Consider the following 12,534-nt stretch of genomic DNA (forward strand, 5'->3'; position numbering starts at 1 on the left):
GATGAAAGTACACTTTGGATTTTTTTTATTGCTGACGGTATTACAGCAATGCACCACGGCAAAAACGAGCAGTAATTTGGATGCAAACATTACGTATACGGCATACAGTCGTGGATTTTTTAAGGAAGTACATGTCCGTCAAAATCAATTTGCTGTTGTCGAAAAGCGCGGAGCGGATTTGCAATGGAAAAGCCTTTCGGCAGAAGATAAAAAAAGTGTCTTCGAGGCATTAAAAGGCATTAATCTAAACAAGATCAGCACTTTGGAAGCGCCGACAAACAAGCGTTTTCACGACGGAGCTGCCATAGCACAGTTAAAAGTAGAAACCAAAACCGATACGTTCGAGTCGGCAGCGTTTGACCACGGAAATCCGCCACAGGAAATCGCTACTTTAGTCGAGCAATTGCTAAAATTAGAATCGAAACCATGAGTATAAGTGCCATACAAGAAGAAATAGTTGCCGAATTTGAGCTTTTCGATCCGGAAAATTGGGACGAACGCTACCAGTACGTGATCGATTTGGGGAAGTCGCTTCCACTAATTGACGCCAAATACAAAACCGACGAAAACATCATTAAAGGTTGCCAAAGCAAAGTTTGGTTACACGCCGATTACGAAGGCGGAAAGGTTGTGTACAGTGCAGATAGCGATGCGATTTTAACCAAAGGCTTGATTGCCATTTTGATTCGTTCGTTTTCGCATCAAGCGCCGAAAGATATTTTAGAAGCCAAAACCGATTTTATCGATCGCATTGGTTTGAAAGAACACCTCTCGCCTACTCGCGCAAACGGTTTGGTTTCGATGGTTAAACAAATAAAAATGTACGCCCTGGCTTTTTCATCGAAGTCGGAACAGCAAGCATAAAGAACGAAAAGTATTATGGAAGAATTTAACGATACCATTAATTTAGGAGAAAACGTTGTAAAAGTTTTGAAAGGCATTTACGATCCTGAAATTCCTGTAGATATTTACGAATTGGGATTGATTTACGACGTGATGATTAACGAAGATTCGGAAGTTAAGGTTTTGATGACGCTCACTTCGCCGAATTGTCCGGTTGCTGAAACGCTGCCTAAGGAAGTGGAAGAGAAAATTAAGAACATCGACGGTGTTAAAGACGTGGAAGTTGAAATTACTTTTGATCCGCCGTGGACAAAAGATTTGATGAGCGAAGAAGCGAAGTTAGAACTCGGATTTTTATAAATCAATGGAAGAGATTGTAAATAAGGTTGCTCAATCGGTTTTGGCCGTATTTGATTTGGAAGATTATTATCCGAAAAATCAGAAAGCGGTTGTAGACATTGCCGACTTTTTAGAGGAAGGCTTTATACTTCGGGAAGTTAACTTCAGAAATGCGTTAAAGGCGCACGATTGGAGTAGTTATAAAGATAAATTAGTTACCATTTATTGCAGCACCGATGCGATATTACCTGCTTGGGCGCCTATTTTAGTGGCTACTCATTTGCATGAATTTGCACATAAAACCTATTTATGTCCTTTAGAAGCTGTGGACACACTTTATTTCACAGAAATTCTCAGCGAACTCGACTACAGTTCGTTTGCAGACAAACCCGTTATTTTAAAAGGATGCAGTAAAAAACCGGTTCCAGAAATGGCTTACCTATTAGCTATTAGCAGGTTACAAAACGTAGCCCGTTCGGTAATGTTCGGCGAAGCGTGTTCGGCGGTACCGCTCTACAAAAAGAAAAAATAGTGTTTCTCTCATTCGGTAAACTGTCGTGAAAAGTTATCTTTGCGCGATTTTTTAAAAGAGACACGCATGAAAAAATTTCTTTGCGCCGCACTAACACTTTTGTTTTCAGGATTGTGGGCACAAAACACCGAGAAAGAATTAGTAAAAAAGACCGAAGAAGCGGTAAAAGTATTACAAGATACCGTACATCGCGGATGGAATACCAAAGGACAGTTTACGTTCTTGGTAAACCAAGCTTCGTTTAACAATTGGGTTGCTGGTGGCGAAAATAACATTGCCGGAACTTTAGGAGTTAACTACGACTTAAACTACAAGCGCAAAGATTTAACTTGGGATACCAAAATTGTAGGCGCATACGGATTAATCAAAACTAAGAACGCCGATTTTGAAAAGAAAACCGACGACCGTTTGGAGATAAACTCTGTTTTGGGAACTAAGGCATTTGGGGAATGGTATTACTCGTTTTTTGTAAACTTTAGAACCCAATTTACCAAAGGATTTATTTACGAAAAAGACGCTGATGGTAAAGAGATTAGAACAGAAAATACCAATATTTTCTCGCCTGCCTACCTAACTTTTGGTCCGGGTTTGTTTTGGAAGAAAAGCGATAATCTGAAGATAAACTTGGCGCCATTAACTTCGAAAATGACGTTTGTGGACAAAAAATACACGCAAGTTCCCGGTTATGTTGACGGTGCCTATTTTGGTGTAGATGCCAACAAGAGTTTGCGTTATGAGTTGGGTTTATACGCCTCGACTTATTATAAATTCGACTTAATGAAAAACGTAGCGGTAGAAAACATTTTGAACTTGTACACCAACTATTTGCAAGAACCACAAAATGTGGATATGGATTACTCATTGGCAGTAGTCATGAAAGTAAACAAGTATTTGAGTGCTAATATTGCGTTTCAGGCGATTTACGACGACAACGCATTTAACGGATTTCAGACCCGACAGATATTTGGTTTGGGTGGTACCATCGATTTTTAATTCGGATTTTCTGTCGGGAAGATTTAGGTAACGATTTTTCTGCGTTACGGATAGAGCCAAATAGCCCGCAGCGACGAGACACGTTTCCAATAACGATCGGAAGCGAGGACTATGGGCGAAAGCCGGACTTGCCGAAATGTGCGCCGTAGCTTTAGCGGAGGTGGACATTTTGGCGAGGAACGCCCAAAAAATTGAATTGACAGTTTAACGTGAGTTCGACATAAAAATCTACGTTAGAACGCTTAAATTGAGTGATTTAATAGTTTACGGGAATTTTTTTCTGAGCTATTTTAAAAGCTAATCATTTAAACGGTCGCGTACTTCGTTGTATTTTTTGAGATACCTCGGTATGCCAAAGAAAATACGCCTTGTAATCAACTATTTAAATGATTTCTAACTTTAATTTTTACATCGAACTCACGTTAGTTTACTCTTCGACGGCGTCGTGGTAATCTGGGTACAGAAATTTATTGTACGGGAAGCGGCTGATATGGATTTTACGCACCTCTTCGTAGACGCGCGCCCGGAAATCTTCGAAATTTTCTTTATTGACAGCCGATATAAAAACAGCGGTATCGGTTCCGTTTTCCGACATCCAAGTTTGCTTCCATTCGTCGAGTGTGTAATGTTTACGCGTGCGCTCGGTCATTAAATCGTCTTCTTCAATAACTTGATGTTTGTAGGCATCGATTTTATTGAAGACCATGAGCGTAGGCTTGTCGTTGCTTTTTATGTCTTGTAAAATCTGGTTTACGGCTGCAATATGGTCTTCGAAATCGGGGTGTGAAATATCGACAACGTGGAGCAGCAGATCGGCTTCGCGCACTTCGTCGAGTGTACTTTTAAACGACTCAATAAGTTGTGTAGGAAGTTTTCGGATGAAACCCACAGTATCGGAGAGCAGAAAAGGTAGGTTTTTTATGACAACTTTTCGAACAGTGGTATCGAGAGTAGCGAAAAGTTTGTTTTCGACGAAGACTTCGCTTTTCGAGATGACGTTCATTAGCGTTGACTTCCCGACGTTTGTGTACCCAACGAGCGCCACACGAACCATGGCTCCGCGGTTGCTGCGTTGGACCGACATTTGGCGGTCGATGGTTTTGATTTTTTCTTTGAGAAGAGCGATGCGGTCGCGAACGATACGGCGGTCGGTTTCGATTTCAGTTTCACCAGGACCACGGAGACCGATTCCTCCTTTTTGCCGCTCGAGGTGTGTCCACATTCCGGCAAGTCTAGGTAGCAAATATTGGCATTGTGCGAGTTCGACTTGGGTTCTGGCGTAAGATGTTTCGGCGCGTTGGGCGAAGATATCGAGGATGAGATTGGTTCGATCGAGGACTTTTGCTTGTAGAATTTTCGAAATATTTTTTTGTTGGGAAGGCGAAAGTTCGTCGTCGAAAATGACGGTATTGACGTGAAATTTTTGAATGTAAGCGGCAATTTCCTCCATTTTTCCGGTTCCGAGAAAGGTTTTCGGATTGGGTCGTTCGAGTTTTTGGGTGAAGCGTTTAACGACGGTTCCACCGGCTGTAAATGTCAGAAATTCAAGTTCATCGAGATACTCGTTGAGTTTATCTTCGGACTGGTTTTGGGTGATAATTCCGACGAGTACGGTTTTTTCAATATCTATTTTTTCTACTTCGAGCATAATCCAATTAAGAGGTTGCAAAGGTAGTGAAACTAATAGGTTTACTGAGTTGGTCTGAGTAGTGAAAACTGATTAAAATCGTTAAAACACAAGTTTTTGTTAGCGCTTTCTTAAAAATGTATAAATTTGGAATCCATAAATTGAAAAATTTACCTGATTTAATTTTAAGAACTCGTTTTATGAAAAGAATTGCACTTTTGATTGCATTGTTGTTTTCTTTTGCGGGATTTGCACAATTCACGGAGACGTTTGAAGACGGTTTTCCAGAGGGTTGGTTAAGGCTAAATGCTCCGGCCGGTCCTAATTTTGGAATTGGTGCAAACCAACAATGGATGTTAAATACAACACCCAACCCGATCAACCCATCGGGACTTGCCGCCTATTCGGCCCCTAATGCTGCATTGATTCCTTTGGAACAAATACAGGCAGGCAATACCGAAGAAGACTGGATGATTACAACTCAGCTAACTGTTCCGGCAAATGGACAGTTGCGTTTTTGGACGCGCCAAGCTCAGAATGGTGATCAGGGTTCGATTTTTCAAGTTCGAGCTTCTTTAAATGCCACACAAAATAACCAAACAGCTTTTCAATTACTACAGTCGTACACCGAGTCTGATTTACAAGACTTAAATGGCAATATAACGCAGTATACCGAGAAAGTTATAGATTTTCCAGCTGCATTTATCGGGCAGTCTATATATATCGCTTTTGTTCGGATACATACGCAGCCTACACCTACCCGTTCGGGAGATCGTTGGTTAATAGACGACATAAGGGTTAGGCAACGTTGCACAAACCCTAACGGTTTGGACGCTTCAAATCCGCAGTCTACAAGCATAACGCTTACGTGGAACAATCCGGGACTTGCAACAAGTTTTGAAATAGAAGTAGTACCACAGGGCCAGGATCCAACGGGTACTGGTGTGATTGTAAGTGCTCCTGGTACAAACCCGACAAGTTTTAACACGGCTGGATCGGCTTTAACTTTTGCTCCGGGGCAGTGTTATCAATATTATGTACGAGCAGTCTGTGGAACTGCGCCAGATACGCTAACTAGCGGTTGGGCAGGTCCGTTTCCGTTTTGTACACTCCCATTAGGCTCGGTTTGTGCCGATCCGCTAGTTGTACAAACATTACCATATCAAACCGCAGGAAATACGTTGAACTTTGGCGATGAAGTAGATACTACCCAGGGAACTGGCTGTGGTGCTACACCAGCGGGAACAAACTACCTGGCAGGGAATGAGGTTTTTTATAGCTACACGCCTGATATTACTGGCAACGTTTCCATTTTAATGACTCCAGGAGCGAATAACTCTTCGCTTTTTGTATATAACAGCTGTGCTGGGATTGGAACATCGTGTATTGCCGGTATTGCTAACGCTCAGGGAACACCCCGTTCGTTAGTTGTGCCAATGGTTGCAGGGCAAACGTATATTATAGTTATTTCATCTAGCCAAACTACTCCGTCAATACCCTACACTTTACTAATTCAACGGGAAGATTGCGCCCCGAAGCCAACGGCGTTAACAGCGACGGATATTGGTTTAACAACTGCAACCTTAGGTTGGACAAGCACGGAATTTACATCGTGGCAGGTTGCCGTACAGCCTGCTGGTACGGGAGTTCCCGCAGGAAATGGTGTTGCCGTTAACACCAACAGCTTTCAACCTACCCTTACGGCAGCGACCCAATACGAGTTCTGGGTCCGTGCAGAGTGTACGCCTGGAGGGACATCTTACACCGGCTGGGCTGGTCCGCTCTTTTTCAATACTTTAATTTGCGATGCTTCGAATAAGTGTGATTATACCTTCCGCTTAACAGACTCTGCAAATAATGGTTGGAACGGAGCTGTCATGCAGGTACGTCAGGCTGGCATTGTTGTCGCCTCTTTGGGACCACAACTTGGCACGGGTTCGGCACCGGCAAACGTTACTGTTGCATTGTGTGACGATATACCATTTGACATTTTTTGGGTTACTGCTGGAACGCAGCCAAATCAATGTATTTTAAACGTTATCAACAATTTCGGACAAACTGTGTTTACCAAACCAGATGGAACAGGAACTGTTGGAACAGTGATCACGACACAGCCCGTTGACTGTCAGACACCACGCTGTGATCTTACTCCAACAGCAGTAACGATACCTGCGGCTTCGGTAGAGACTACATTCTTGACAGTAACTTGGAGCGCCCCTGCAACAACTTCTTGGGACATCATAGTTTTACCGGCAGGTTCTCCTGCTCCTACTGCAACGTCAACTCCGACATTTAATGATATTACAGTAGCTGATCCAAACAACCCGTCGTTTACGTTCCCTGTCGGAACCTTAATTCCGGATACCGCCTATAGTGTTTATGTTCGTGTAAATTGTGATAATCCTACAAACTCTGCTTGGGGAGGACCTGCAACTGCAACAACAGATCCAACTTGTTTCCGACCAACCACGCCGCTTGTAACAGCAGCCGCTATCTCGACTCCGGGAGCTACAACAGCATCGGCTACATTTACATGGACTGCAGGTGAACCGACCAACACACTTTGGGAAATTTATGTAAGTCCGATAAACGTAGCTCCAACAGCTGCTACACCTGCGACTTATACGAATATAACAACTACTACATTTACAGCAAATGATTTATTACCTGCTACGATATATTATGCATGGGTAAGAACGGTTTGCCCGGGTCCAGATCCAAGTATTTGGGTAGCTTTCCCCGTCTTCAATACGGATACTTGTTTTGATGCTGATCGATGTAACTACCGATTTTTACTTTCGACAGCAACTACAGGTAATACATGGAATAATGCCCGCATTCAAGTTCGTCAGAACGGAATTGTGGTAGCAACTCTGGGTGCAACGGGTATTAATTCCGCAGCGGGAGTAACCGTAGCCCTTTGTCCGAACGTTCCTTTCGATGTATTCTGGAGTGTTGCTGGAACAAACCCAGATAACATAGGATTTACTGTTGTTACACCTTTTAACGATGTAGATTTCACGAAGCTTCCTGGTCAAGGAACTCCACTTACTGTGCTATACACAGGCGTTACTAATTGTAATCCTCCTGCTTGTGCTCAGCCAAGTGCTTTAACTGCGGTACCAAGCGCAACAAGCGCAGTATTGAGTTGGACAGACAATTCTACGCCTCCATCAGCAAATTTTGCCATCTATATTGTTCCGCAAGGTGGACCTGCGCCAACGAATAACCCACCAACACCGCCAACAATTCCTTCTGCTACGAATCCGTTCACGATTAGTGCAGCTACTGGATATGCATTGCAGCCTTCAACAGCTTACACTTATTATGTTAAGGCTATCTGTTCGCCTACTGAGAGTAGCGCTTGGACTATCCTGAATCCGCATACATTCATCACTAAGCCTATCAATGACGAGTGTGCAACTGCGCTGCCTGTTCCAGTTAACGCTGGACAAGTTTGTGCTCCAGCAAACAATGTATTGGGCAACACTTTTGGCGGAACTGCGAGTGCACCTGTGGCGAATACTGGACAAGGTTGCGGCACAGTAGACGACGATATTTGGTTCAGCTTTGTAGCTGGACCATCAGGAACTCAAACAATTAACATCAACAATGTTGATATAACTCCAGCAAATGCTCGTATTCATCACAGCGTGTTCTCAGGAACCTGTGATAATTTAACACAATTATACTGTAGCACTACTTATAGTTCAAACGCGACTGGTCTTATTCCAGGAGAAACTTATTATGTTCGTGCATATACAAGCGGCAGTGCTGCAACTCAAAGAGCCACCTTTGAAATTTGTATTACTTCGCCGCCTGCAAATGACAATTGCATAGGCGCGACTAATGTTCCTGTAAACCCAACCTGGACTTGTGAACCAAGCTTTAACGTTGGAGGAAGCACTTTAGGCGCAACCGCATCAACGCCTCCGGCAGCGGCTGGAGCGGGTTGCGGAACTGCCGACGACGACGTTTGGTTTGCATTTACTGCTACGAATCCGATTCATGTAATAAATATTAACGATATTGTTGGTTCGGCTACAAACGTTGCACTAAATCACAGTTTATTTACCGGACCATGTGATGCACTGACGCAAATTTATTGTACGACTCAAACTACCAGAGTAGTTAACGGCTTGACAGTTAATCAGGTTTACTACATAAGAGTTTATACAGCTGCTAATACTGCTGGCGCGTCGGCAACTTTTAATGTTTGTGTTAATACACCTCCTCCTCCGTCGGGCAATGATACTTGTGCGACTGCCATACCAGTTGCTGTTAATCCGAGCTCGACTTGTAACGTATTTTCATCTGGAAACTTAATTGGCGCAACTCCAACGGGCGGAAATCTGCCGGGAGGTTGCGTAGGAACTGCCGATGATGATGTATGGTTTAGTTTTGTTGCTACTTCCACTACACATTTTGTTCAATTGTTTAATGTTGAGGGAACAACAACTAACTTGAACCATGCCGTATACACTGGAACGTGCGATGCACAAGTGTTTCGCTACTGTTCGCCAGCAAACAACCTAATTAGTACCGCAACTAACCTCATTGTGGGTCAAACCTACTTTGTACGTGTTTGGTCGAACTCGAATATTCCCGAAGCCGTAGAGTTTGATATCTGTATTCGCTCTATATCTACCTGCGAGAGTGCTGAACCATTTTGCGGCTCCTCTCCTGACCAACCTTTTATTTATTCGAATACCACTGCAGTTCCTTCCACTGGGCAAATAGCTTGTTTAGCAACAACACCAAATCCAACATACTACACATTATATGTTGGACAAGACGGACCGCTTGTTTTCAACATTCTTCAAAATACTGCTTTTGATGCAGCTGGCAATCCGGTAGGGAATGGTCTTGATGTTGACTTCGTTGCTTGGGGGCCTTTTGACTCTCCTGAAAGTTGTAACGAAATTGTATTTGGACCTTGTGCCCCGACGCCATGCCCAAATAATACTACAGACCCAACCTTCTATCCAGAAGGAAACATAGTAGATTGTAGCTACAGCTTCCAATTTACCGAGACTTTAACAATTCCGAACGCACAAGCTGGAGAATATTACATCATTTTAATTACCAACTTCAACGGCCAACCTGGATTAATTAGGCTTGTACAAACCAACTTTGATGCTGCTGATGCAGGAGAAACTATTTGTTGTGATGTGGGTCTTGGACCAGATATTGAAGCATGTGGCGACTCAGTTACGCTGAATGCAATCGCTGATGTTCAAGATGTTAATAATGTTCCTTCAACTTTTGAATGGTTCTTGTTACCTTCCACAACTCCAATTCCTGGAGCAACTACTGCTACTTATGTTGCAACAGAATCTGGAACGTACAAAGTTCAGGGCGCATGTGGGTTGAATCCCGTTTTTGACGAAATTGTTGTTACCCTCGGTCCGGCTATAAATGCTTCTACACCGGAAGCCTATGTGAAATGTGATTCGGAATCGACTCCGGGTCAGGCTAGTTTTGATTTTGACGCAGTAAAAGCTGCTGTTTTAGGTGCCTTAAATCCGGCAGACTACATAATAACTTCACATAATACTCTCGAAAACGCGACAAATGATGTCGGTGATTTAGGCCTTTCTGGAACACAATTACTGTCATCTGGCATAATATATGTGCGCGTTGAAAGTACTTTGCTTTCAACATGTTTTGCGGTGGTTCCAGTAACTTTTACCGTTACAGATGCTCCAAATGCAGCGTTTGGTTATGAGGCAAATACAATCTGTCGGGTTGAAGGAGAATTTGCTCAAATAACAACTCTACCGCAACAATCGAATGGATATACTGCTGAACCTACTGGAATTGTTATAGATCCGATAACTGGGGCAATTGACCTTCAATTAAGCCAGCCAGGCACGTATACTGTAAAAAATACAATTTTAGCAACAGAGACTTGTGAGGAACTCACAGCAACGTTCGAAGTAACTCTTGTTAACTCTGTTTCGCCTGAATTTAGTTATGCTGAAACAGCTTACTGTAAAAATGATACAAATCCGCTGCCAACTGTAGTAGAAGCAGCCGGTACATTCACTGGCTCGGAAGGATTGATCATAAATGCCTCAACAGGAGAAATAAATTTAGCTGATACACCAGCCGGTACTTATCTTGTTACTCATACCATTGCAGAAACAGGGACTTGTCCGGAAAGCACTGATACGTTTGAAGTAACTATAAACGCACTTCCCAATCCAACATTTGGATATACAAGTAATATATTCTGTAAAATAGCTAACACAACTGCCGAATTACTTGTAATTCCAGATGCTAATTCAAACTTTACAGCGTCTCCAGAAGGTTTAGCATTGAACCCGATCTCTGGAACTGTTGATCTTGGACTTAGCCAACCGGGAATTTATCTGATTACAAATACTATTCCTGCAACCGAAGTTTGCCAAGAAGTAACAGCTACGTTTGAGTTAACTATAGTGCCACAAGTCTCGCCAGAGTTTAGTTATTCTCAAAGTGTTTACTGTAAAAATAACAGTAATCCCTTGCCAATAACTGTTGAAGGCACTGGAACATACACTGGTACCACAGGATTAGTGATTGATTCAATAACAGGAGAAATTAATTTAGCAGATACACCAGCTGGAACCTATACAGTAACGCGAACAATAGGCGCTACCACAAATTGTGCTGAAAGTAGCGATACTTTTGAAATCACGATTAATGAATTACCCGATGCTAGTTTTGCTTATGCTAACACTACCTATTGTAGAGCTCTAGGCGCAGAAGCAGTGCCTTTAGTTACACCAAATGCAAATTCGAACTTCACATCTACACCTGATGGTTTAGTTATTAATCCTTCAACTGGAGCTGTAAATCTGGAGTTAAGTCAAGTTGGAGTTTATACGATCACAAACACCATTTCGGCTGCGGCTGGATGTGAAGAGGTAACAGCCACTTTTGGACTTACTATTGAAGGAGCTGCCTCAGCGGAATTTAATTATCCACAAATCGCTTATTGTAAAAATAGCGGTAATCCTTTACCTGTTGTAAGTGGTAGTGCAGGAACTTTTTCAGGTTCAACGGGACTTGTCATAAATTCAAGTACTGGTGAAATCGATTTAAATGCTACGCCAGCTGGAACTTACACGATAACGAATACGGTCAACAATAGTACTGTTTGCCCTGTAGTTTTAGATACTTTTGAAATTACAATCAATCCTGAGCCGAGTGCCACATTTAGTTATTCGTCTAATGCATACTGTACTACTTCTGTTAATCCAACGCCTTCGGTTGCAATTGGCTTATTTTCTGCAACGCCGGCCGGTATTACAATAGATCCAAATACAGGTACAATTGACTTAGCTGCTTCAGTTCCTGGCGACTATTTGATTAGACACACAATCGCTGCTTTTGGTGGTTGTGATGAAGTTTCAGAAGAGTTTCCAATAACGATCACATTGGGTACACAAGCTGATTTCACTTATAGCGCTAGTGAATACTGTGGAGATAGTGCTTCGATTACGCCAATTTTCGGTTTTGGAAGTGTTGCAGGAAGTTTCTCATCTTCAAGTACTGGACTGTCCTTAGATCCAAATACAGGGGTGATAAATATTCAAGCTTCAAGTGCTGGAACTTATGTTGTTACAAATCAAATAGCCGCAGCTGGAGGTTGCGGACCAGATAATGCTAGCTTTACAATTACAATTACAGCTCCAGTAACTGGAACCATTTCTTATGAAGCAACTGCGTTTTGTAAAAATTCGACATCGGAGCAAATTCAAAATTTACCTTCTTCATTAGGTACTTTTAGTGCTCCATCAGGACTTACTATCGATTCCATAACTGGAGAAATTAATCCATCAACGAGTAATCCAGGCACTTATACGGTAACTTTCCTTGTTTCTGGAGATTTTGGTTGCGCGGATTTCATTTCAACTGTCGATGTAACAATTATTCCAGAATTCGAAATAACTTTTGAATCTGGCTGCGAAAACAACCAGTATGTCATTACAGTTTTACCAGTTGATGAATCCTTCGATTTAGAAACGAGTACTATCGAATGGTCAAGTAACGGAACTTTTACATCAAGAAGTCAAGAGAATGAAATTACAGCAACTTCAGAAGGAACTTTTACAGCTAAGGTAACCACCGCAGACGGTTGTTTTACCATCGAGTCTATAAATGTCACCAACATCGGTTGTATCATCCAACGTGGTATTTCACCGAACAACGA

The 12,534-nt window shown here is 42.4% G+C and carries 7 protein-coding genes; 6 read left to right on the top strand and 1 reads right to left on the bottom strand.

Annotation, left to right across the window (positions count from 1 at the left end; all coding sequences use genetic code 11):
- Nucleotide 1: 1 nt before the first annotated feature.
- The 5 genes from CHX27_RS05020 (at nt 2) to CHX27_RS05040 (ending at nt 2,707) form a co-directional block, all read left to right on the top strand.
- Entirely contained in the window at nt 2–430 is a 429-nt protein-coding gene (locus tag CHX27_RS05020) for a hypothetical protein (protein ID WP_094485669.1), read from the top strand.
- Nucleotides 427–864 (top strand): SufE family protein, encoded by a 438-nt coding sequence (locus CHX27_RS05025; RefSeq protein WP_094485670.1) that lies wholly within the window; start codon nt 427–429, stop codon nt 862–864. The genes CHX27_RS05020 and CHX27_RS05025 overlap by 4 nt, the downstream gene beginning before the upstream one ends.
- A gap of 15 nt (nt 865–879) precedes the next feature.
- Nucleotides 880–1,203: an SUF system Fe-S cluster assembly protein gene (locus CHX27_RS05030; RefSeq protein ID WP_094485671.1), complete on the top strand. Its 324-nt coding sequence runs from the start codon at nt 880–882 to the stop codon at nt 1,201–1,203.
- Between the two features lie 4 nt (nt 1,204–1,207).
- Complete coding sequence (locus tag CHX27_RS05035) at nt 1,208–1,714, top strand: DUF2480 family protein (RefSeq protein ID WP_094485672.1); 507 nt, start codon at nt 1,208–1,210, stop codon at nt 1,712–1,714.
- A 66-nt stretch (nt 1,715–1,780) separates the two neighbouring features.
- Nucleotides 1,781–2,707, top strand: coding sequence for a DUF3078 domain-containing protein (locus tag CHX27_RS05040; RefSeq protein WP_094485673.1), 927 nt, complete (start codon nt 1,781–1,783; stop codon nt 2,705–2,707).
- A 427-nt stretch (nt 2,708–3,134) separates the two neighbouring features.
- Here CHX27_RS05040 and hflX read toward each other — a convergent pair whose 3' ends face one another.
- Nucleotides 3,135–4,355, bottom strand: a complete 1,221-nt coding sequence (gene hflX, locus CHX27_RS05045; RefSeq protein WP_094485674.1) for a GTPase HflX — start codon at nt 4,353–4,355, stop codon at nt 3,135–3,137.
- Between the two features lie 179 nt (nt 4,356–4,534).
- Between hflX and CHX27_RS05050 the strand changes: the two genes are divergently transcribed.
- The coding region (locus tag CHX27_RS05050; protein WP_165764442.1) for a choice-of-anchor J domain-containing protein at nt 4,535–12,534 on the top strand (8,000 nt) is incomplete at its 3' end.

The sequence above is a fragment of the Flavobacterium aurantiibacter genome (assembly GCF_002251775.1).
Lineage (GTDB): Bacteria > Bacteroidota > Bacteroidia > Flavobacteriales > Flavobacteriaceae > Flavobacterium > Flavobacterium aurantiibacter.

What these genes read in the sequence shown, in the direction of transcription:
- CHX27_RS05020 (WP_094485669.1), top strand. Translation starts at nt 2, where the DNA reads ATGAAAGTACACTTTGGATTTTTTTTATTGCTGACGGTATTACAGCAA.
- hflX (WP_094485674.1), bottom strand. Translation starts at nt 4,355, where the DNA reads ATGCTCGAAGTAGAAAAAATAGATATTGAAAAAACCGTACTCGTCGGA.
- CHX27_RS05040 (WP_094485673.1), top strand. Translation starts at nt 1,781, where the DNA reads ATGAAAAAATTTCTTTGCGCCGCACTAACACTTTTGTTTTCAGGATTG.
- CHX27_RS05035 (WP_094485672.1), top strand. Translation starts at nt 1,208, where the DNA reads ATGGAAGAGATTGTAAATAAGGTTGCTCAATCGGTTTTGGCCGTATTT.
- CHX27_RS05025 (WP_094485670.1), top strand. Translation starts at nt 427, where the DNA reads ATGAGTATAAGTGCCATACAAGAAGAAATAGTTGCCGAATTTGAGCTT.
- CHX27_RS05030 (WP_094485671.1), top strand. Translation starts at nt 880, where the DNA reads ATGGAAGAATTTAACGATACCATTAATTTAGGAGAAAACGTTGTAAAA.